21 protein-coding genes and 1 pseudogene are annotated in these 21,746 nt (G+C 70.2%); 10 read left to right on the top strand and 12 right to left on the bottom strand.

What is annotated here, in order from left to right; all coding sequences use genetic code 11:
* The first annotated feature begins 3 nt into the window (after positions 1–3).
* From M2271_RS19680 to M2271_RS19670, 3 genes are all read left to right on the top strand, one after another.
* Entirely contained in the window at positions 4–159 is a 156-nt protein-coding gene (locus M2271_RS19680; protein ID WP_280888563.1) for a hypothetical protein, read from the top strand.
* Positions 160–238: 79 nt separating this feature from the next.
* Entirely contained in the window at positions 239–1,108 is an 870-nt protein-coding gene (locus M2271_RS19675; protein ID WP_280888562.1) for a 3-hydroxybutyryl-CoA dehydrogenase, read from the top strand.
* Positions 1,109–1,417: 309 nt separating this feature from the next.
* Positions 1,418–1,834, top strand: coding sequence for an ATP-binding protein (locus tag M2271_RS19670; RefSeq protein WP_280888656.1), 417 nt, complete (start codon positions 1,418–1,420; stop codon positions 1,832–1,834).
* Between the two features lie 150 nt (positions 1,835–1,984).
* On the opposite strand, the gene M2271_RS19665 is transcribed toward M2271_RS19670, so the two are convergent.
* From M2271_RS19665 to M2271_RS19655, 3 genes are read right to left on the bottom strand one after another with little or no spacing between them, the layout of a single operon-like run.
* Positions 1,985–2,470 (bottom strand): GNAT family N-acetyltransferase, encoded by a 486-nt coding sequence (locus M2271_RS19665; RefSeq protein ID WP_280888561.1) that lies wholly within the window; start codon positions 2,468–2,470, stop codon positions 1,985–1,987.
* A 39-nt stretch (positions 2,471–2,509) separates the two neighbouring features.
* Entirely contained in the window at positions 2,510–3,082 is a 573-nt protein-coding gene (locus M2271_RS19660) for a DUF6529 family protein (RefSeq protein ID WP_280888560.1), read from the bottom strand.
* Between the two features lie 35 nt (positions 3,083–3,117).
* Complete coding sequence (locus M2271_RS19655) at positions 3,118–3,477, bottom strand: hypothetical protein (protein WP_280888559.1); 360 nt, start codon at positions 3,475–3,477, stop codon at positions 3,118–3,120.
* On the opposite strand from M2271_RS19655, the gene M2271_RS19650 reads away from it, so the two are divergent.
* From M2271_RS19650 to M2271_RS19630, 5 genes are all read left to right on the top strand, one after another.
* On the top strand, positions 3,461–3,712 hold the full coding sequence (locus M2271_RS19650; protein ID WP_280888558.1) for a hypothetical protein: 252 nt from the start codon (positions 3,461–3,463) through the stop codon (positions 3,710–3,712). The genes M2271_RS19655 and M2271_RS19650 overlap by 17 nt on opposite strands.
* Before the next feature lie 417 nt (positions 3,713–4,129).
* Complete coding sequence (locus M2271_RS19645; protein ID WP_280888557.1) at positions 4,130–4,741, top strand: TetR/AcrR family transcriptional regulator; 612 nt, start codon at positions 4,130–4,132, stop codon at positions 4,739–4,741.
* A gap of 567 nt (positions 4,742–5,308) precedes the next feature.
* Positions 5,309–7,135: an NAD(P)/FAD-dependent oxidoreductase gene (locus M2271_RS19640; protein WP_280888556.1), complete on the top strand. Its 1,827-nt coding sequence runs from the start codon at positions 5,309–5,311 to the stop codon at positions 7,133–7,135.
* A gap of 47 nt (positions 7,136–7,182) precedes the next feature.
* Positions 7,183–8,781 (top strand): SMP-30/gluconolactonase/LRE family protein, encoded by a 1,599-nt coding sequence (locus M2271_RS19635; protein WP_280888655.1) that lies wholly within the window; start codon positions 7,183–7,185, stop codon positions 8,779–8,781.
* Positions 8,762–9,529 carry an SDR family oxidoreductase gene (locus M2271_RS19630; RefSeq protein WP_280888555.1) on the top strand — a complete coding sequence of 256 codons (768 nt, stop codon included), beginning with the start codon at positions 8,762–8,764 and terminating at the stop codon, positions 9,527–9,529. Before M2271_RS19635 ends, M2271_RS19630 begins: the two co-directional genes overlap by 20 nt.
* 225 nt (positions 9,530–9,754) lie before the next feature.
* Here M2271_RS19630 and M2271_RS19625 read toward each other — a convergent pair whose 3' ends face one another.
* Positions 9,755–10,696, bottom strand: coding sequence for an RNA polymerase sigma-70 factor (locus tag M2271_RS19625; protein ID WP_280888554.1), 942 nt, complete (start codon positions 10,694–10,696; stop codon positions 9,755–9,757).
* A gap of 169 nt (positions 10,697–10,865) precedes the next feature.
* Here M2271_RS19625 and M2271_RS19620 point away from each other — a divergent pair, with 169 nt between their 5' ends.
* Complete coding sequence (locus M2271_RS19620) at positions 10,866–11,351, top strand: carboxymuconolactone decarboxylase family protein (protein ID WP_280888553.1); 486 nt, start codon at positions 10,866–10,868, stop codon at positions 11,349–11,351.
* On the opposite strand, the pseudogene M2271_RS19615 reads toward M2271_RS19620, so the two are convergent.
* The 6 genes and pseudogenes from M2271_RS19615 to M2271_RS19590 form a co-directional block, all read right to left on the bottom strand.
* Positions 11,315–11,824, bottom strand: a pseudogene (locus tag M2271_RS19615) (ANTAR domain-containing protein); the annotation flags it as partial. The gene M2271_RS19620 and the pseudogene M2271_RS19615 overlap by 37 nt on opposite strands.
* A gap of 106 nt (positions 11,825–11,930) precedes the next feature.
* Positions 11,931–12,995: a Gfo/Idh/MocA family oxidoreductase gene (locus tag M2271_RS19610; RefSeq protein ID WP_280888552.1), complete on the bottom strand. Its 1,065-nt coding sequence runs from the start codon at positions 12,993–12,995 to the stop codon at positions 11,931–11,933.
* Entirely contained in the window at positions 12,992–14,017 is a 1,026-nt protein-coding gene (locus M2271_RS19605; RefSeq protein ID WP_280888551.1) for a Gfo/Idh/MocA family oxidoreductase, read from the bottom strand. Before M2271_RS19605 ends, M2271_RS19610 begins: the two co-directional genes overlap by 4 nt.
* Positions 14,018–14,087: 70 nt before the next feature.
* The gene (locus tag M2271_RS19600; protein ID WP_280888550.1) at positions 14,088–14,948 is read right to left on the bottom strand and encodes a carbohydrate ABC transporter permease; all 861 of its coding nucleotides are present in this window, start codon (positions 14,946–14,948) and stop codon (positions 14,088–14,090) included.
* Entirely contained in the window at positions 14,945–15,931 is a 987-nt protein-coding gene (locus M2271_RS19595) for a sugar ABC transporter permease (RefSeq protein WP_280888549.1), read from the bottom strand. The genes M2271_RS19600 and M2271_RS19595 overlap by 4 nt, the downstream gene beginning before the upstream one ends.
* Complete coding sequence (locus M2271_RS19590) at positions 15,928–17,268, bottom strand: extracellular solute-binding protein (RefSeq protein WP_280888548.1); 1,341 nt, start codon at positions 17,266–17,268, stop codon at positions 15,928–15,930. The genes M2271_RS19595 and M2271_RS19590 overlap by 4 nt, the downstream gene beginning before the upstream one ends.
* A 335-nt stretch (positions 17,269–17,603) precedes the next feature.
* Here M2271_RS19590 and M2271_RS19585 point away from each other — a divergent pair, with 335 nt between their 5' ends.
* Positions 17,604–18,977: an ROK family protein gene (locus M2271_RS19585; protein ID WP_280888547.1), complete on the top strand. Its 1,374-nt coding sequence runs from the start codon at positions 17,604–17,606 to the stop codon at positions 18,975–18,977.
* 55 nt (positions 18,978–19,032) lie between these two features.
* On the opposite strand, the gene nhaA is transcribed toward M2271_RS19585, so the two are convergent.
* Positions 19,033–20,877: a Na+/H+ antiporter NhaA gene (gene nhaA / locus M2271_RS19580; protein ID WP_280888546.1), complete on the bottom strand. Its 1,845-nt coding sequence runs from the start codon at positions 20,875–20,877 to the stop codon at positions 19,033–19,035.
* A 210-nt stretch (positions 20,878–21,087) separates the two neighbouring features.
* Positions 21,088–21,333 carry a DUF2630 family protein gene (locus tag M2271_RS19575; RefSeq protein WP_280888545.1) on the bottom strand — a complete coding sequence of 82 codons (246 nt, stop codon included), beginning with the start codon at positions 21,331–21,333 and terminating at the stop codon, positions 21,088–21,090.
* Positions 21,334–21,746 lie beyond the last annotated feature (413 nt).

Raw genomic sequence — 21,746 nt, 5'->3', positions numbered from 1 at the left:
TCGATGAGGGAAGCTGCTGAAAGCCGTGCGTCGCTGAGACTCCCACCCGATGGCGAGAACGCCGTCGCCGTACTGATGGAAGCCGCCCGGGTCTGCTCATTCCAGGAGATCACCGAGGCGTTCTTCGAAGCCGGCGGCGAGTACCGCCGCACCGTCTGAACACGGCCTGCACACAGGCCTGTCCACTCTTCGCCCCACCTTTCGCCCCGCTTTCCGTCCCACGCAAAGGGCCACCCGCATGGAAACTGTCTCGCGTCTCGGTGTCGTCGGCTGCGGTCTCATGGGCTCCGGCATCGCCGAAGTCGCCGCCCTCGGCGGAAGCGGCATCGACGTACTGGTCGCCGAGTCGTCCGCCGGCGCAGCCGAGGCCGGTCGCCGACGCGTCGAGGCCTCCCTCGACCGCGGACTGCGCCGCGGCAAGATCACCGAGGAGGCACGGGACGGCGCACGCGCCCGGCTGAGCTACACCGACGACCTCAGGGACCTGGCCGACCGCCAGTTCGTGATCGAGGCCGTCGCCGAGAACCGTGACCTGAAGACCGGCGTCCTGAAAACCCTCGACCAGGTCGTCACCGACACCGAGGCGATTCTGGCCACCAACACCTCGTCGATCCCCATCGTCGATCTGGCGGTGGCGACCCGCAGGCCCACCCATGTCCTGGGCATCCACTTCTTCAACCCCGTACCCGTACAGGCCCTGGTCGAGATCATCCCGGCACTCACCACGACTCCCGACACTCTCGTACGGGCCAGGGCCTTCGCCTCCGAGGCCCTGGGCAAGGAGGTCGTGGAGGCGACCGACCGCTCCGGCTTCGTGGTCAACGCACTCCTCGTTCCCTACCTGCTGGCGGCGGTACGCATGGTGGAGGCCGGATCCGCGACTGCCGAGGACATCGACCGTGGTATGGAACTGGGCTGCACCCATCCCATGGGCCCGCTGCGCCTGCTCGACCTCATCGGCCTCGACACCGCACAGGCGGTCGCGGAGTCGATGTACGAAGAGTTCAAGGAACCTCTGTACGCGCCCCCCGCGCTGCTGCGCCGTATGGTCGCCGCCGGCCGCCTGGGTCGCAAGAGCGGCCACGGGTTCTACGACCACACGGCCTGACGGGCTTCGCCGGGCGCCCGTACGGGACTTGGGCCACGTGCGACCGCCCGCCGGCGGGTCCGGGCCGGGCCGCGCCAGGCCCGAACGGGGAGCAGACGTGCTGCGCCGCTTCTGGGCATCACTCCCCAGCTGAGGACCGCCGCCTCCCCAGGCGTCGATGCACCCACATCGCACGCGGCTGCGGGCAGCCCAGCGGCTGTTCGTGTTCGCGAGTGGGGAGTTGGTCGCCCGGTGTGCCTGCGGGCGCGGGTGGTGGGTACACGGTGAGTGTACGGACGGCTGTGGATGGCAGGGCAGGGAGCGAAGCGGATGACGGTCAAGGCGATGGGTTGGGCGCATTCGTTTCCCGTGTCCGGTGGTGTGCGCGCCGGGCGACAGTGGACGCGAAAGCAGTTGGAATTCCTGCCGTGGACCGCTGCTGAGCCGGAGACGGTGGATTCTGTCGTCCTGACCGTGTCCGAGCTGGTCACCAATGCTCATGTCCACGCGCACAGCGACGCGCATGTGGTCCTTACCTGGGACGGCGACTGCCTCCATGTGAGCGTCCACGACGAGGACCCGACACTGCCGCGGCAGCGTGACCCGCAACCGGGTGAGGTGTCCGGTCGCGGAGTGGGGATTGTGCGGATGCTCGCTGACGAGTGGCAGATGCAGTGTCAGCGGCACGGCAAGACGGTGACGGCGTGCTTCCGCCCGGCCGGCGCCGCCCGTCCCGACGGCAGCTGAGCCGACTGCAGGCCGCCCCGAGCCTTCACGTTCTTCGCCGGATCGGTTCGCCTGCGGGACTGGGCAACGGACTACGCCGTCTCGCCCAGCCCCAGGCCGGTCGGCACCTTCGGACCGCTCTGAAGGAGCTCGGCAGGGGCTGACGCCGGGTCAGGTCGAAATGAGGAACTCCAGCTCGGGGCGGTCCCACACCACGGCGGGTGGGTTCGCGGACACTGTTCCCGTGTGCACCGCGTCCACGCTGCGGTAGAAGCCCTCGGCGGGAGGATGCGACACCACCCGGACGCGGTCGAGGCCCGCGGCGCGGGCCTCCGACTTCATGTGCGCGACGAGCAGCCGTCCGATACCACGTCCCTGCGCTCGGTCGGTGACGAACAGCAGGTCAAGCTCCGGCGGGGCCAGGACGAGCGAGTAGAACCCGAGAACACGGCCGTCGTCCTCGTCGGCGGCGACGGCCACGAAAACGCGGTGGGTCTCGATGTAGTCGGGACCGACCCGGTAGTCCGCGACCATGGCCGCGTACTGCCCTTCGTAGGCGCGTGAGCCACGCACGAGCCGCGTGAGTCGTTTGGCGTCCCGCGCGACGGCCCTCCGTATCGTGGTCGCCCCACTCCTGGGGGTAACGCCTGCATTCATACGGAGAGTATTACGTACGAGGGAGCGCCTTCGTGCTTCTTACAGCCCGGGGGCATCGAATCCGTTGAGAACCCACAGCGCGCCGGAGTACCACAGCAGTCCGATGGCGCAGAAGAGGACGCTGCCGGCGACCGCGAGCATCCAGCCCGGCAGGCGGCGGCCGCGTACCAGAAGCACCTTGGCGACGAACGCGCCGTACAGTGCGCAGCCGGCCACCGAGTGCAGGAGAACTCGTGTGCTGGTCGTCTCCACGCCGTAGGTGCTGACGCAGTGGAACGCGATGGGCAGCGACAGCAGGAAGGCGACCCACCCCACTACCCGGTGTCCGGTGCGGACCCTGCGGGGCGCGGCCGCGAGGCCGGGAAGACGGTGGTACATCCACAGAGCCAGCAGGAGCTGGACGAGCGCAAGGCCGAACAGGGCGCTTCCCAGACGAGCCTTGAGGTCGACCGCGTCGGTGCCGTGCGCGCCGAACAGTCCCATCGCGTACTGGGGGCTGTGGTGACGCCCGGTCACCCAGATCGCCACGGCCACGGCCACGGCGGCGCCCAGTACCAGCGAGGCGGCGCCCCCGGCAGACCGCCGCCTCGGACTGCGGTGGTCTGCGGTCATCTTCGTGTCCTGTCAGGCTGCGGAGTCGGTGGTGGTCAGCTCTGATCAACCTTCTTGCCGCTGTCGTCGAGCACGTACCAGGCGGCGCCGAACTGGTTGAGGCCCTGGCCGTTCGTGTCGCCCGGGCCGGCGTCTCCGGCGTACCCGTAGAGCGGATGCCCGTGATAAGTGACCTGCATCTTCCCGTCGGACCGCTTCGTCGTGCCCAGCAGTCCCGCCTTGGCCGAGCCGCCCGCCGTCGGGTTGCCGGACGTGAGCAGCGGCGGCCAGGCCGCGGCGCACGAACCGTTACAGGTCGACGTCGTCGACTTGTCCGCCTCGAACAGGTACAGGGTGCGGCTTTTCGCGTCGACCAGGATGGTGCCCAACTTGCCGGCCGTGGCGGTCTTGACCATGGCCTTCGCACCGGCCGAGGCGTTGCTCGCCGGTGCGGACGGGCTCGTGTCGTACCCGGGAGCACTGCTCGCGGCCCCGCCCGACGGCGTCGCTGACTTCGAGGACGCCGAGGACGACGAGGAACCGCTGCCACTGGAGCAGCCACTCGTGCCGACGGTGAACGTCACCACAGCAACCGTCCATGTAACAGCAGCCAGGCAGGTGCGTCTCATCACATCTCCACAGCATCGGTAGTGGCCGGACGGCTCTGACCGGCCTCTCATGGAGCCATGCTCCACACGGCTCCCGGCCCTGCGTGTCCACGGCGCCGCGGCACGGGAGATTTCGCCCGGACGGACGCAGCGATGCCGACGTATCGGACGCCACGTGGGCCGGTGCCGTACCCGGACCGGACACGTTCCACATCGCCTCGATGGCCGGCGGCGAGGTGGCGGAGGAGGATCGCGACGGAACCCGGCCGTGCAGGAAGCCGTATGACCGGCCGTGCAGGAACCCGTATGACCTACCGTGCACGAACCCGCATGACCCGCCGCACATGAACCCGCAGAACATCGGCGTACCGCTCGTAGCCGGTGGCGGGTGAACGTCAAGGCACAACAGTGCAGGCCATAGGCCCACTCGCCATGAACACGGTGAAGTACGGTCTGTCGAGTGACACATCAGCGAAAGCCGCGAGGCCCGTACCGCAAGAGCGCGGAGCGCCGGGAGCAGATCCTCCAGGCCGCTTACGAGGCCATCGACGAGCACGGAGAACGCGCCTCACTGCAGGACATCGCCGACCGGGTCGGCGTGACGCAGCCGGCGCTGACCTACTACTTCCCCACACGCGACGACCTGCTTCTCGCGGTTCTGGACCGTAGGGACGTGATGGGCAAGGCCTTCGCCGAAGGCCACTCCATGATCGACGGCATCGTGGCGAGTACACGCCATGCCGCCGACCATCCCGGCCTGGCCAAGCTGTACGTCACGCTCTCGGCGGCGGCCACGGATCCGGAGAGCCCGGCGCACAGCTACTTCGCCGAGCGCTACCGGAGCCTCGCGGCCGAGATGACACAGTACGTCCAGGAGCAGCAGCACAACGGCGTGGTCCGGGTCGACGAACCGGCCGACCACCTGGCCAGGACACTGCTGGCGGTGCTGGACGGCCTGCAGGTCCAGTGGATGCACGACCCCGCGGTGGACATCGCCACGATCGTCGAGACGTTCATGCGGCTGCTGGTACCTTCGGCCGCCTCGGGGCGTGAGGCCGAGCCGGCCGGCTGACCGGGGCTCCAAGGATCCAAGCGACACCCGGCAGCCATCGTCACGGGCAGCCATCGTCACGGGCCGTCATCTCACCGGCGGCATCAGCGCCGGAACCATGTCGGCTCCGACGTACAGGACGTAGAAGACGGACGTTGAGCGGGCGGCTGTCAGGCCCCGTCAGCCTTTCGTCAGGCCTCCGTCAGATCTCCATCAGCCCTTCGTCGGGCCATCGGTGCCGGTGTCGGCGCTTCCGGGACGGGGCGGGCGCTCTCGCAGGTCACGAGCCCGAACCGGGCTCCACGAAGAACGTGATGACGGTGCGATGATCACCCTGGTCACCAATGTTTTTGAATGATAGATTTTCGACGTCTGCGACGGCAGATCACTCGCGACACGATCGTCGAGACCCGTCACGGAGGGTGGCGAGCCGACGCCCCCGACTTCCGCACCTGACGGGCGTACGAGGGGCACGGCCGAGCGAGCGCCGATGGCTCGGACGATGTCATGAGCGATGGCCCGGGATGCCTTGTGAGGCGGCCCGGGCGGCACCCCGGATGGAACACAGAACAGAGAGGAAGGACCTCGATGTCCGCCCCCCACACCTCCTCCAGTCCGATCCAGCCGCATGGTCCCGGGCTCGATCTCGAGGCCTTACGCGCTCGCTACCATGCCGAACGCGAGCGCCGTATCCGTCCTGACGGCAACGCCCAGTACCAGGGCGTCGGCGGCGAGTTCGGCTACTACGCCGAAGACCCCTACGCCGACCCCGGTTTCACCCGTGCCCCCCTGCACGACCGGGTGGAAGTGGTGGTCGTCGGCGGCGGCTTCGGCGGTCTGCTGGCCGCGGCCCGGCTGCGCCAGGCCGGCGTGGAGTCGATCCGGGTGATCGACAAGGGCGGGGACTTCGGCGGCACCTGGTACTGGAACCGCTACCCGGGCATCCACTGCGACATCGAGTCGTACGTCTACCTACCCCTGCTGGAGGAGGTCGGCTACGTCCCGAAGTGGCGCTACGCGCCAGGGGAGGAGATCCGGCAGCACGCGCAGGCCATCGCGCGTCACTTCGACCTCTACGACGACGCCTGCTTCCAGACCAGCGTGAGTGAACTCCGCTGGGACGAGGCCGAGTCGGAGTGGATCGTCAGCACCGACCGCGGTGACCGTATGCGGGCCCGCTATGTGATCGCCTCCACCGGAACGCTCAGCCAGGCGAAACTTCCCGGTATCCCCGGGATCGAGACCTTCAGGGGCCACACCTTCCACACCAGCCGCTGGGACTACGCGTACACCGGCGGCGACGCGAACGGCGCTCTGACCGGTCTCGCCGACAAACGTGTCGCCCTGATCGGCACCGGCGCCACCGCCATCCAGGTCGTGCCGCACCTCGGCGCCGACGCCGAGCACCTGTACGTGTTCCAGCGCACGCCCTCCTCCGTGGACGTCCGCGACAACCGGCCCACTGACCCGGAATGGGCCAACTCCCTGAAACCGGGCTGGCAGCGGCACCGCATGGACAACTTCCTCAAGGTCGTGACCGGAGTCCGCACGGACGAGGACCTGGTGAACGACGGCTGGACGAGCAGCGCCCGGCTCCAGGAGAAGATGATCCCGACCAACGCCTACGCGCACGTCCCGGCAGAGGAGCGCGAACGCGCCTACGAACTCGCCGACTTCCAGAAGATGAACGAGATCCGCGCCCGCGTGGAGACGATCGTCGAGGATCCGGCCACGGCCGAGAAGCTCAAGCCGTGGTACCGCTACATGTGCAAGCGGCCCACGTTCAGCGACCACTACCTGCAGACCTTCAACCGGCCCGACGTCACCCTCGTCGACACGGCCGACACCCACGGCGTGGAACGGATGACGGAGAACGCCGTCGTGGTCGGCGACACCGCGTACGAGGTGGACTGCGTCATCTTCGCGACCGGTTTCGAGACCGGGGTCTCCGGGATTCTCTCCGGCCGGCTCCCGGTGTACGGCAGGGGAGGCGTCCATCTCTTCGAGGCCTGGGCCGAGGGCCCGAAGACCCTCCACGGCTTCTACGCCCACGGCTTCCCCAACCTCTTCCAGCTCGGCCCGCTGCAGAACGCGTCCGCTGTGAACTTCGTCCACGTCCTCGACGAGCAGGCCCAGCATGTCGCGGAGGTCGTCGCCGCGGCTCGCAGGCGCCGGGCCCGGTACGTCGAACCGACCTCCGCGGCGCAGGACGCCTGGCTGGCCGCTCTCCGGGAGAACGCACCCGACCTGCAGGCGTTCCTGGCGGAGTGCACCCCGGGCTACTACAACAACGAGGGCAAGCCCGGTGAGCGGGTGGCGTACGCCGACGGGCCGGTCGTCTTCCACGACCTGCTCCGGCGCTGGCGTGCGGACGGCGGCATGGACGACGTGCTGGTAGGGGTGGAGGAGGCGTGAGGACTGCGTATCCCAACCGGTTCGACGCAACGGGCAGCCGACCGTCCATGAACACCCCTTGGCAGGCCCGGCGCCTCAACCCGCCGAGTCGGCTGTGGGGTTCCAACGGCGTCGCCTTCGGTCCGGACGGGCGCCTGTACGTCGCTCAGTTCCTCGCCGGGCAGATCAGCGCCGTCGACCCCGCCACCGGGGACGTGGACGTCGTCGTACCGATGGACGGCCCGGTACAGTCGCCGGACGACCTCGCCTTCGGCGCGGACGGGTCGATGTACATCGCCGACCTGGTCCCCGGCCGAGTGTGGCGGCGCAGCCCGCAGGGCGAGTACTCCCTGGTCTCGACCGAAGTGAAGGTGCCCAACGGCATCACCTGCGTCGGGGACCGGCTCTTCGTCAACGAGATGCGGCCGGGCGGCCGTCTGCTGGAACTGTTCCCGGACGGTGGCGAAGCCGTGGTGCTCACCGAAGGACTCGCGCTCGGCAACGCCATGCAACTCGGTCCGGACGGCTGGCTGTACTACCCGCACATGATGACCGGCCAGGTGTGGCGCATCCCGCCGGACGGCGGAGTGCCCGAGGTGGTCGCCGAGGACGTGCACGAGCCGGTCGCGGTCCGCTTCGACCAGGGCGGTGTGCTGCATGTCCTGTCCCGGGGCGTGGAAGGCATCGTGACCCGGTTCGACCTGCACGGCAGCGGCTCGCGCACGCTCGTCACCAGCGGCCTGGTGGGCCTGGACAACGCGGCGTTCGACGCGGAGAACCGCATGTTCGTCTCCAGCTACGCCAGCGGCGGCGTCACCGAACTGCACCCCGACGGCCGGACCCGCGAGATCGTCCCCCGCGGCCTCGACGGCCCCTACGGTGTGACGGTCGACCTCGGCGGCACGGTGTACGTGGCCGACCACTACCGGCTGGTGAACCCGACACCCTCCGACGAGGGCGACGTCACCACCCGCAACCTGTTGCCGCCGTTCATGCACGGGCTCGCCACCGCGGGGGGATTCGTGCACAGCACGTCACAGTACGGCGATGTCCACACCCACGACCCCGACCTCGGGACCACACGGGAACGAGCGACCGGGCTCGACCAGCCCGTCGGCATCACCGTCGGTCCGAACGGTTCGCTGGTTGTCGCCGAGGCGGGCGCCGGCCGGGTTGTGGCCATCGACGACAGCGACACGGTCACCGTGCTCACCGAAGGGCTCGGCCACCCCATGGACGTGGCCTTCGACACCGCGGGGCGCTGCTATGTGAGCGACGACCGGCTCGGGGCGGTGCTCCGGATCAGGGAGGACGGGACGACGGAGGTCGTCGCGGACGGGCTCGGCGCACCGCAGGGGCTGGCGGTCCGCGGCGACGAGTTGTTCACGGTCGACGTCGGACACCGACGGCTGTGGGCCGTCTCCCTGACCACGGGAGAGAGCCGGGTCGACGCCGAGGACCTGCCCGTCGGATCACCTCCGGACACCACACCCCGCACCGAACCCGGGCTGTTCACCCACGGCATGCCCGGTTCGCCGCCCCCGTTCGCGGGTCTTGCCGTCGATTCGGACGGTTCCCTCCTCCTGTCGGCCAACGGAGAAGGCAGCGTGTGGCAGTTGAAGACCTCCTCAGAGACAGGTGCATCAGATGATCAATACGGGGCTTGAAGGCCGCGGTGTCGTCGTCACCGGAGCCGCGTCCGGAATCGGCAGGGCCGCGGCCCTGAAGTTCGCCCAGGAAGGCGCGAAGGTGCTGGTCGCGGACCTGGACCGGGCGGGCATCGAGGAGACCGTCGAGGAGATCGGCGCCGCCGGGGGAACCGCTGTCGCGGTCGTCGGTGACCTGAGCGACCAGCAGGTGGTGGACGAGGTCGTCGAGCGGGCCGTCGATGCCTTCGGCCGCGTGGACGTCCTGGTGAACAACGCCGGGATCATGGACCGTATGTCCGCGCTCGGCGAGACAGGCGACAGCGAGTGGGAGCGGGTCATCCGGATCAATCTCACGGCACCGTTCCTCCTGACCCGCGCGGTTCTGCCGCACATGCTCGCCGCCGGACGCGGCTCGATCGTCTTCACCGCGTCCGAGGCCGCCCTGCGCGGCAGCACGGCGGGCGCCGCCTACACCGCCTCCAAGCACGGCATCGTCGGCCTGGTGAAGAACCTGGCCGTCATGTACCGGGGACAGGGCATCCGTGCCAACGCCGTCGCCCCCGGTCCCACCACGACCAGCATGCGCGTGGACGCCGACCGGGAAGCCCACGGCCCCACCATCGCCGGCCAGTTGAGCGCCGCCACCATGGGCCGGATGGGTTCGGCGGAGGAACAGGCCGACGCCATCGTCTACCTGGCCTCCGACGCCGCGTCCTTCGTCAACGGAGCCATCCTCCCTGTCGACGACGGCTGGGCCGCCGTCTGACAGAAGGGGGACGCGTCCGGCACCCCGAGTCGGACGCGTTCAGCACCCCGAGTCGCCGGAGCGTCGCCCGAAAACAACGTCGTACCGAAGGAGGCACGGGCAGGCGCCAAGGCGGAACCGATCGCCGGACGAACGACATCGTGCGGTGGGGCGATGGCTGCGCCGGCGCCGGAAGCGGGGAGCGGACGGCGAGGCCCGTCGGGTTCGAATCCGGGGGCCCCGGGTTCAGCGGCGGAGGGTGGTCTCCCGCTGCATGTGCGACAGTTTCTCGGGATTGCGCACGGCGTAGAGCCCGCTGATGAGACCGGCGTCGATGCGCACGGCCACAACGGTGTCGATCGCCTCGCCGAGCCGCAGGACCAGTGCCGGGTAACCATTGACCTGCGCCGACCGCAGCGACCCCATGGTGGCGATCCTGCCCAGCCCGGAGGCCAGCAGACGGGCCACCTTGTCGGCCCCCACGACGGGCCGCAGGACGGCCTGCTTGACTCCGCCGCCGTCACCCAGGAAGACGACATCCGGCGCGAGGAGGTCGAGCAGGCATTGCAGATCGCCTGTTTCGGCCGCGCGTCGGAACGCGTCGAGCGCCGCTCGGGTCTCGGTATGGGAAACGATTCCGCGCGGCCGACGCGCCGCGACATGCGTCCGGGCCCGGTGCGCGATCTGGCGTACGGCGGCCGGACTCTTGTCGACGGCTTCGGCGATCTCGTCGTACCCGAAAGCGAACACCTCCCGCAGCACGAACACCGCCCTCTCGGTCGGCGCGAGCGTCTCCATCACCAGCAGCATCGCCATCGAGACACTGTCGGCCAACTCGACGTCCTCGGCCACGTCGGGCGCGGTGAGCAGCGGCTCGGGTAACCAGGGGCCGACATAGGACTCTCTGCGGCGGCCGAGCGTACGCAGTCGGCTCAGCGCCTGCCGCGTCGTGATGCGGACCAGATACGCACGATGATCCCGCACCGTTCCGAGATCGACACCCACCCACCGCAGCCAGGTTTCCTGCAGGACGTCCTCCGCGTCGGCGGCAGAGCCGAGCATCTCGTAGGCGACGGTGAACAGCAGGTTGCGATGGGCGACGAACGCCTCGGTGGCGGAATCCGCGCGTTCGCCGCCGGCGAGCTGCCCGGCCTTGTCCTCTGCACGCTCGCTCGGCTCGCTCTTCACCGGCTGCTCCTGTCTGTTGACTCTCGGCGGTGTCACACGCACAAGACGCCGGTCCCCGAAGCTTTGTGACACCCATGAGCGGTGGCGCACGTCACACTTTCGCCCCGTCACAGGGAGCGGGTCGCCGGCATCTCTTGTGCATCCAGTGCCACACCACAAGGGAGACGTCATGGACGCCCGGTTCGACATGTTCGGGAACGAGATCGCCGCCAAGTTCTTCAAGCGGTTCGCCAACGCCAGTCTGGTCATCCAGCAGTCGCCGCTGCCGACGGCCACGCAGGAGTTGGTGTCGCTGCGCGCCAGCCAGATCAACGGCTGCGGTTGGTGCATCGACTACCACACCAAGGAGGCCACGGCCGCCGGGGAAACCGCGGTCCGCCTCCACCTGGTCGCCGCCTGGCGCGAGTCCACCGTGTTCACCGAGGCCGAGCAGGCCGCGCTGGCGCTCGCGGAGGAGGGCACCCGGCTCGCCGACGCCCACCACGGCGTGTCCGACGAGACCTGGACCCAGGTACGCAAGCACTACGACGACGACCAGATCGCCGCGCTGGTCTGCTTGGTCGCCATGATCAACGCGGCCAACCGGCTCGCCGTGATCGTGCACCAGCAGGGAGGTTCCTACGAGCTCGGCATGTTCGCCGCCGCGCTCAGCTGATCGGCGGACACATCCGGCCCGGCCCAGATCATGCGATCCGGGCCGGGCCCGCGCACGTCCGGGCGGCTACGCGACCCCGAGACCTGCGCCCGCGCATGTCCGGGCGCGGCTGCACGCCCCCGAGACCTGGCCGCAACCGGCGATCCCGTCGGCCGGTCAGGAGGGGGGCGCAGTTCCGGAGCGGTGGGGGGCCGGCCGCTGAGGTTGGTGATCAGCTCGGCGCACAGGTCGCGGAGTTTGATGTTGCGGTGCTGGGACGCGGACCACAGGACGCCGAAGGCTTCGTCGGCGGTACAGCGGCGCTGTCCCATGACCACCCCGAGAGCTTGGTCGATGACGCTGCGGGACTGCATGGCGGTCTGCAGTTGCTCGGCGAATTCCTGGGTGTCGGTGATGCGCTGGGCCAGTGCGATGGCCCCGGTGGCTTGCGCGGCGAGTGAGCGCAGGGCGTTGAGATCTGTCTGTTCGAACGCGTCCGCCGGGGGCGACGGAGTCCAACGTCCGAAGGAAAACCTCCAGTGCGGCGCCGGCTGACACCAGTGCCGTCACCGACGCAGCGTGCGTCTCTCTCCTCGAACGCTACGCCACCGGGCCCCCGGGACGTGACCAGCCCTCGCCGGCCTCGACGGTGTCCGGCAGCGCCACCGGCTGTCCGGTCCGCAGTGACTCATAGGCGGCCAGCACGATCCGGAGGGTGCGCAGGCCGGCCTCGCCGTCCGGAACCGGCCGTCGGCCCGAGCGTACGGAGTCGAGGAACTCGTCGAGCATGGCGGCGTCCAGGTCCGCCCCGCCCGCCTCCCAGCGGTCGCGACCGGTGGCGGAGTCGAATCCGCCGAGCAGCGGGGGGAAGGCGTCGAACTCCACGATCGCCTTTTCGCTGACGTAGGTCATGGCGAGCCCGCCCCAGGTCGGATGGCCGGGCGGGTGGCTCCAGCTGCAGTCCACGGCGGCGATCACCCCGTTGGGGTACCGGATGGTGACGAGTCCCGCGGTGTCGACGTCCGGTGCGGGGCCGCCGTCGTCCAGGATGCTGTTCGCCTGGGCGTACACCTCCGCCGCCTGCTCGCCGTCCAGTAGCGCGTCCATGAGGTCGGCGATGTGGACGGTGTGGTCGGCCAGCGCTCCGCCGCCGGCGAGTTCGGGGTCGGTGAACCAGGGGCGTGAGCGGGCCGGATTCGAGCCGTTGTTGGCTCCGTGGACGCTGATCAGCCGGCCGAGCGAGCCGTCGGCGAGAGCGCCGCGCAGGACGGTGAACGCGGGGCTGAACCGTACGGGATAAGCCGTCATCAGGCCGACCCCGGCCCGCTCACACGCTTCGATCATGGCCCGTGCGTCCGCCTCCGTGGTCGCGAGGGGCTTCTCGCACAGCACATGCGCCCCGACCGCGGCGGCGCGCTCGACCAGATGCCGGTGCCGGGCGTTCTCGCTGGTGACCACGACGGCGTCGGGGCCGAGGGCGAACACCTCGTCCCAGGTGTCTGCACAGGCCGCGCCCAGCCGTTCGGCGAGTTGACGGCCCCGGGTGGGGTCGCCCGGTGGGGCGTCAGGGTCCGCGGTGATCAGCTCGACGCCGTCGCGGTCGCGCAGCAGCTCGATGTAGGTCGCGGCGTGCACATGGGCGAAGGACAGTACGGCGACTCTCACTGGTGGATTCCCCTCGTGGGTACGGTGTGCGTCGGCACGGGGAGCTCGACGGCCCGGCCGGTACGGGCGGACTCCGCCGCGGCCTCGGCTATGCGGACGGCCGCCACGCCGTCCCGGGCGCCGACCCGTGGTTCCGGACCGCCCGCGAACGACTCGGCGAACTCCCGGATCTGGGTGAGGTAGGGCGACTCCCCGAAGTCTCCGGCCGGTATGCCCGCCGCCGGGCCGGCGGCCGAGGCACCGGTGATGCGCAGGTCCAGGTGGGCCTGGGAGTCGTGCTGGACCGTGCCGCCGGTGCCCGAGACATGGAACGTGGTACGGAAGGGCGTTGCCGGTGGTCCCCACACGCCCACGACCTGGGTGAGGGTGCCTCCCACATGGGTGAGCACCGCGGTGCCGGTGGCGACCGCCCCTTCCGGAGCGGGGGCGGTGAGATGTCCCCGGTGCTGGGCGTGGACCCGTACGACGTCGCCGAAGAGCCAGCGGGCGACGTCCATGTCGTGGATCATCTGGTCCGTCAGGATCCCGCCGGAACGTGCCGGGTCGGCGAACCAGCCGCTCCAGGTGGGATAGCGGCCGGTGCGGGTGAACCGGGCGACCGCCGCCCGGCCGAGGCCGCCGTTGGCGACGAGGGCGCGCAGGCGGGCGTAGGCAGGGAAGAAGCGGACGACATGGCCCGGGTACAGCTTCACCCCGGCCGCGTCTGCCGCGTCGGCCATGTCCCCGGCATCCGCCGCGCTGAGCGCCAGCGGCTTCTCGCACAGGACATGGGCCCCGGCTGCGACGGCGGCCAGAGTGATCTCCCGGTGGGTGTCGGTCGGGGTGCACACATCCACCACGTGGCACCCGGAGATCGCCTCACGGAGGGCGCCCACGGACGTCGCGCCGAACTCGCGGGCCAGGTCGGGGGCGCGGGCATCGGGTGCGTAGAGGCGTACCCGCGCGCCGAGGGCGGCCCATGCGGGCAGATGCGTGCGGGCGATGCCGCCCGCACCGATCAGCGCGACTTCGAGTTCTGCCATGAAAATTCTCCGGCCTCCGGTGCGTCCTGCGTGTCCTGTATGTCGTACATGTTCGGTGTGTCCTGTGTTTTCAGCCCTTGAGGGCGCCGCTGAGGACGCCACTGATGAAGTGCCGCTGGAAGAACAGGTAGACGAGCACCACCGGGGCGATCACGATCAGGGTGGCCGCGGCGAGCAGCGGCACGTCGACGCCGTACTGCCCGGTGAAGAAACCCAGGCCGGCGGGGGCTGTGCGGCGGGCCGGGTCCTGGATCAGGATGAGGGGGAGCAGGAACTGGTTCCAGCTCCAGACGAAGTACAGAACGCCCAACGTGGTCACCGCCGGGCGGGAGTTGGGCAGCAGGATCCGCCAGAGCGTCGCCCACGACGAGGCGCCGTCCAGGCGTGCCGCTTCCATCAGGCTGCGCGGCATGGTCGCGAAGTGGGCGCGCATCCAGAACACCCCGAACGGCATGAACGCGCCGATCTCCGCGAGGGCCAGCCCCGGAACCGTGTTCGTCAGCCCCGCGGCGCGCAGGTCGTAGTAGAGCGGGATGATGGTGCCCTCGGTGGGGATGGACAGGCCGAGCAGCAGGTACGCGTAGAGCTTTCCCCGGCCGGGGACTTCGAGGGTCGCCAGCGCGTACCCGGCCAGGGTCGCGCACACCACGGCGGCCGGCACCACGCACAGCGCGATCACCACACTGGACCTCAGCAGCGTGCCGAAGCCGGCGGCGGACCACGCGCGGGAGAAGTTCTCGAAGTGCAGCCCGTCCGGGAGGGCGAAGCCGGTGAGCGGAGCGCCCGCCGGCTGAAGTGATGCCAGCAGCAGCGAGGCGAACGGCACGAGCACGGCCGCCATGAACAGCGTGAGCACAACGGGTGCCGTGAGCCGCCCGGTGACCACTCTGGCCGTCGAGGTCGGTGAGGTCGGTGTGCTCGGTGAGGTCACGGTGCCTCCCTGGACAACCGGTTGATCACCAGGACGGCGAGGGAGATGACCGCCGTCAGGACGACCGCCAGCGCGCTGGCCACCCCGACCGCGCCGCCCCCGAAGGCCAGGCGGTAGATGAGGATGCCGGGGACGACGGTGCTGTTGCCCGGGCCTCCGCCGGTGGTGATGTAGATGAGGTCGAAGCTGGACAGGGCGGCGATCACGGTGATGGACAGCGCCACCGCGAACTCCGGCCGCAGCAGCGGGACGGTGATCGACGTGAACTCGCGCACGGGTCCTGCCCCGTCCATCCGTGCGGCCTCGTAGATCTCCTGGTCGATGCGCTGGGTCCCGGACAGGAACAGCACCATGCACAGGCCCGACACCACCCAGGTGCCGATCAGCCCGACGGCCGGCAGGGCCCAGGTGAAGCTGCCCAGCCAGGCGTCGGCGAGGCCGCCCAGGCCGACCGCCCGCAGCGCCTGGTTGAGGGTGCCGTCCTCGGCGTACACCCAGCGCCAGAGGATGCCGACCGCGACCAGGGGGATGACCTGCGGCAGGAACAGCACCGTGCGGACCAGGGCGGTGCCCGGGCGCCCGGCGCGACGGGACACGATCGCCGCCGAGACCAGTCCCACGCAGATCGGCAGGACGGAGAAGAACAGGATCAGCGCGCCGGCATGCCAGGCGGCGGCGCGCAGTTGCGGATCGGTGACGATACGGCGGTAGTTGTCGACGCCGGTGAAGGACGGGAGGGTCACCCCGTCCCAGTCGAACAGCGAGAGATAGGCGGTGTGCAGCATCGGCAGTACGGCGAAGAGCGTGTAGGGCAGCAGAGCCGGCAACAGGTACAGCAGCGCCACGGCCCGGCGCCGGCGGCGTCGGCCGGACGCCGGCGTGCGGCGGTGCCGACGCACGGTGCTGCCTGCGCCGCGCTTCGTCGGAGGCGGGGCACCGGGAGCGCGGCCGGGGGCACCGGTCAGTCGGTCGGCAGTGGTCATGTGTGGTAGTTGTCGAAGTCTGTCTGGAGACCGGCCAGGAACTTCTTGACCGTGACCTTGCCTCCGGCGAGCAGTTGCAGCTGGGTGGTGAGGGTGTCGCCCATCGTGGGGGAGGAGGCGTTCTGGATGAACGGCTGCAGGCCCGCGTCCTTGACGACCGTCTGCCAGCCCGTCCGGACATCACCCAGCAGTCCGTTCTGGCTCGGCATGGCGCCCGCGTCGGGAGCCATGAAGCCCGCCTTGGCGGTGATGGCGGCGGCCTGTGCGTCGGCGGCGAAGTCGAGGAACGCGGCGGCCGCGGCCGCGTTCTTCGACTTGCTGGACACGCAGTAGTACACGCCGGCGCCGGTGGTACGGACCTTCCCGCCCGAGGCGACGGGCGGCATGTTGAAGTAGCCGGCCCCCTCGCCCAGGCCCTTGGCCACCGCGGCGGCGGCCCAGTTGCCGCTGATCCGGAAGACCCCCTCGCCCTTGGTGAACGCGGCGGTGGCGTCGTTGTCGCTGACACCGTTGACCTTGGGGGTGACATACCCCTTGTCCACCCACCGCTTGAGCGTCTCGGCGGCTTTCTCGGCCTCCGGCAGCACGATGGTGGCGCCCTGGTGGCCGAAGGCCCACGCTTCGCGGTCCTTCGGTGCCAGATAGGCGGAGAGCAGCACGTTGAAGGGGTGGTTGAGACCGCCGTCGAGGTTGCCGGCGACGAGCGCGGTCTCACCGGCCGCCTTGGCCTTGGCGAACAAGGTCTCCAAGTCCTCCAGGGTGGCCGGAGGGAGGGGCAGGCCCAGCTTCTGCGCCTTGGCCTTGTTGTAGTAGACCCCTTCGAATGACAGGCCGGCACCCACTCCGTACAGGTCACCGGTGCCCACGGTCTTGCCGTCCGGGGTGAGGGTGATCTGGTCCAGACCGGGGAACTTCTCCGCCCAGCCGTACGCCTTGCCGTACTCGCCGACCTTGAGCAGCAGCCGTCCGGGGATGAGGTTCTGCATCCCGGGGGTGAACTGGGCGATGTCGGGGGCACTGTCGGCCGACATGGTGGTGTTGATGCTCTTCAGGTAGTCGTCCCAGCCGGTGTACTGGCGCTTGACGGTGATGTCGGGGTGCTTCGCGCGGAAGGCCGCGATGAGGCCGGGGGTCATGGTGGTGTCGTCGGCGTCGGCGAACAGCAGCGTGCTCTTCCGGCCGGCCGGTACCGCTGTGGAGAGGGGACCGGTACTGCTCTTGTCGGACGACGAGGCGCCCGGGGTCAGATCACTGCACGCGGCGAGTGCCGCGGCGCCGACCGCGCCGGTGGCCGCCAGGAAGGTACGTCTGGACAGGGACGACGGGCTGGGGCTCATGGGGTCTCCTGGGCGTGACGGGACAGGGGAGCCGACGGCGGGGCCGGCGGGGGAGACGTGATGCATGAGGCCGCAAGGGTGTGCGGCGCGACGGTTGCAGAGGGCGCGCGGCGGTGAAGGGGCGCCGTGGACGGACCGAGAGCGCGGTGTGTTCCGCGGACGGCGCTGTCGAGGGGTGGTTCGATAAAGCAGTTGCGTTTTATAATCAGAGGGAGCCCGGGGCGCGTCAAGGACCCACGGCTTGATTGTTTGTCGTCGGGGCGGCTTGCGCCGATCCCCGTAGTGCCGTTGCCGTTGCCGTGCCGCTGTTGTGCCGCTCCTCAGGAGGTTGATCATTGGCCACGTCCAGGGGCGGCTCCCCGTCCACTGCCCCGGCCGCGCCGGTGCTGTGGCCACTCGGTGGTCTTCGGGAGCCGAACCCTCCCGGCCGCGAACTGCCCGCGGTGGTGGGCATCGCGGACCTGCGCGCCACGAACGCCGCGGCCATCCTGGCCGCGGTCCGCTCGGCCGACCCGCACCCCCGGCTCTCCACCCTCGCCGAGGCGGCCAAACTCTCCCGCCCCACGGTCGAGGCCATCATCGAGGAACTCACCGACTGCGGCCTCATCGAGGTCGCTCCGGCCGTCTCCGCTCGTGGCCAGCGCTCGCCCGGCCGCCCGGCCCGCCGGTTCCGCTTCTGCCCGCACGCGGGCTTCGTCATCGGTGTGGATGTACGGGCCCGCTCGGTGAGCGCCTGCCTGGCCGACCTCGACGGCCGGACGGTGGCCGTCGAACGCAGGACGGTGCGAGCCGACCTGGGCGGCCCCGCCCGCGTCCGTGCCGTGACCGCCGTGGTGCGGCGTGCGATCGACCGCTCCGGAGCCGACGCCCGGCGGGTGTGGGCCGCGACCCTGGGTACCCCCGGACTGGTGGACCGGAGCAACACCCGCATCCGGCAGGCCGACAACCTCAAGGGCTGGGCCGAGGCAGACATCGTCACCACCCTCCGCGACACCCTCGGCTGCCCCGTCGCCGTGGAGAACGACGCGAACCTCGCAGCGCTCGGCGAGCAGTGGCGCGGAGTCACCGGAGCGGCCGACGAAATGGTCTTCGTCCTGCTCGGTGACCGTCTCGGTGCCGGTGTCATCACCGGAGGGCGCCTGCTGCGCGGACACCGTGGTGCGGCCGGTGAGATCGGCTTCATCCGCTTCCCCGGCAGCACCTCGTCGCAGCCCGGCCTCGAACCCCTGGTCCCGGACGCTGTCGCCTCGGACGGGGCACGTCGCACCGGTGCCGACATCATCCGTTGCGCCGCCGCGGGAGACGCGCACGCAGTCGCCGCCATCACGTCGTACGGGCGGCGGCTGGCCGCCGGGATCGCCCCCGTGCTGCTCGCACTCGACCCGGCGCTGGTCGTGCTCGGCACCAGCCTCTTCCCTGTCCCCGGCCTGACACCGGCGGCGGAACTCCTCCTGAGCGCAGCCGAGGAGGAGGCCGCCAGCCTCCTCGTCGACCTGCCGCAGTGGCGGTTGTCCGCCCTCGGCGACGAGGCCGTGATCACCGGCGCGGTCCGCTTCGCGCTCTCCTCCGTCGAGGAAATACTCCGTACCCGGCCCACCAGCCTCCCGACCCAGGGCGCACTCGGCCGGACGACGGGAGCGAAGACGGGAGCGAAGACGGGAGCGAAGACGGGACAGGAGACCGGCCCGCCGGTGCACAGAACGCGTTAGCCCCCGGGACCACCTGGTGCGGACGGCCGGTCCCTCTGGACGGACGTCAGGTCTTTCAACCTGCCCCGGTGAGTGCTGCCCGTTCCCGCGCGGCGCGTACGGCCGCGGACAGGGTGGCGATGTCATAGGCGCCGTGGTGGCGGCGGCCGTTGACGAAGAACGTGGGCGTGCCGGACACACCGCTGAGGTCGGCGGACTCCACGTCCGCGGCGATCCTGGCGACCCCGGCGCCGGCTCGGAGGTCGGCGCGGAAGCGGTCGGTGTCGAGACCGATCTCCGCGGCGTAACGGAGCAGATCCTTCGGCCGCAGATCCCCTTGATGCTGCAGCAACTGCTCATGCATGGCCCAGTAGTTCTTCTGGCGGGCGGCGGCCTCGGCGGCCTCGGCGGCGAGCTGGGCACCCGGGTGCACGTCGGTGAGCGGCAGATGCCGCCATACGTAGCGCACGTCGCCGAAGTCGGCGAGCAGCTCGCGCACCACGGGCTCGGCGAGCCCGCAGTAGCGGCACTCGAAGTCCCCGTACTCCAGGAGTGTCACCGGCGCGTCGAGCGGGCCGCGTACATGGTCGCGGTCGATGTCGACGGGGTCGCTGAGGTCGACGATGGACTGGCCGGTGCCGAGGAGGGCACGGGCACGGGACAGCCGGGGGAGGACGCCGATCACCCAGGTGACCAGCCAGGTGAGGAGGAACGAGCAGACGACGGCGGCGAGAATACCGATCTTCGCCTGCTCCAGCCGGTCCCCGGCGAAAGCGAGGGTGGCGATCAGCAGGGACACGGTGAAGCCCACTCCGGCCAGGGTGCCGCCCGCGGTGATGGCACCCCAGCCGACCGGCGGGCGCAGACGTCCTCCGCTGACGCGCGTCGTGAGCCAGGTCGCGCCGATGATGCCGAGAGGCTTGCCGAGCACGTAACCCAACAGAATGCCGAGGGTGACCGGTGAGGCGAAGGCGTGGGCCAACGGGTCGGCGCTGAGAGTGATGCCGGCGTTGGCGAGGGCGAACAGCGGCACGATCACATAGCTCGTCCAGGGATGGAGCATCCGCTGGAGCCGGTCGTTGAGCGAGAGCGTCGAGGCGATCCCGCGTCGTACGGTGCGTTCGAGTTCCGGCGTCGGCTGCTCGCGGAAGCTCCTGAACAGCCTGCTGGCGTGTTCCAGGTCGCGGCGCTCCGCCGGGCGGGCATACGTCAGCAGCCCCATCGCCAGGCCCGTCACCACCGGATCCACCCCCGACTTCAGGAGCGCCACCCAGATCGCCACACCCAGCAGCCCGTACACGGAGGGGATCCGCGCTCCGATGATGCGCCGCAGCAGCAGCACGAGCGCGAAGAGGCCGAGCGCTGTCAGCAGGGCGGGCAGGGTGATGGCTCCGCTGTAGGCGAGGGCGATGACGGCCAGGGCCAGGAAATCGTCGACGACGGCGACGGTGAGGATGAAGACCCGGAGGCTGCTCGGCAGCCGCCCTCCGAAGACGGCGAGCATGCCCAGCGCGAAGGCCGTGTCCGTCGACATGGCGGCACCCCAGCCGTGGACGGAGTCCCCGCCCGCGTTGACGGCCAGGTAGATCGCGACAGGGACGAGCATGCCGCTGAGCCCGGCGAGCAGCGGCAGGGTGACCCGTCGGCGTTCTCGCAGCTCGCCCATGTCGAATTCGCGGCGCGCCTCCAGGCCGACGACGAAGAAGAACAGCGTCATCAGCCCGCTGTTCAGCCACTCGCGCAGGTCCAGCGACACCTCGCCCGATCCGATGCGGACCGACAGCTCGGTTTTCCACACCGTCTCGTAGGCGCCAGGGGCGATGTTGGCCCAGGCGAGGGCCACCAGCGCGGCGGCGAGCAGTACCGCGGCACTGCCGGTCTCGGTCTGCAGGAAGGAACGCAGGGGGCTACGAGTCTCCATGCCGCACAGGGTCTGTCCCGACAGGGGTGAGGTCTCGGGTGGCACGGTCACTCCCTGGTTCTGGCCCCGCGCGTGATCCGGTACTCGGCGGAGCGGTCGACGGTCACCGCTTCGCCGGAGGAGGAGGAATCAGCGGGTGCGCTGCGAGGCTGACCTGTGGACGGCCTGCGTGGCGGGTTGCGGACGGCCTACGGTCGCCGTGGACCGCAGTCAGTTCTGGTAGTCCTCGACCTGTGACGACGGGCGGACGCGTGCCTCGTCCGGGTTCTCGCCGAACTCCGTCTTCGCGCGCCGCTGACGCAGCAGGTCCCAGCACTGGTCGAGGTCGCGTTCCAGTTGCCCGAGCCGTGCGTGTTCGGTCGTGCTGTCGATCTGCCCGGAGGCGACGGCGTCGCGAAGCCTGCGTTCGTCGTCGACCATCGCCGTGATCCTGGCCAGAATGTGCTCTTGGTCCATGTCTGAATTCCTCCTCGGCGTCGAGCCCACTGTACGTGCAGGGGCGCGGCGACAGCGGACGCCGCCCGACGGCCGTACACCCGGCGGACCTGCGTCCGGCTGCCGACGGCGACGGCGACGGCGACGGCGATGGCGCTGGTTGTGGTTGTGGTTGTGGCTGGGGCGGACGGCGCTGCGGCCGCCCCAGCCCGGGCCGCCGCCGTACGACGGATCCGTGGCGTCGGCCGGGGCGACCTCGGCGTGATCCAGGCCTGGTGCGGGCCGAGTCTTCGACAAGACCCGCGCCGAGCCACGGGCGGCCCGCCCACTGGGCGCGCTGATACTCCTTACGGGCCTCAGAAGCCTCCGACCGGCCCCGTGACCAGAACCGCGAACCGGGGCTGCACAGCAATCAGCACAGCAATCCGCACAGC

The sequence above is a fragment of the Streptomyces sp. LBL genome, from assembly GCF_029893585.1.
Classification (GTDB): Bacteria; Actinomycetota; Actinomycetes; order Streptomycetales; family Streptomycetaceae; genus Streptomyces.
Note: the sequence above shows the minus strand (reverse complement) of the source record. Positions and strands in the feature narration are given on the sequence as shown.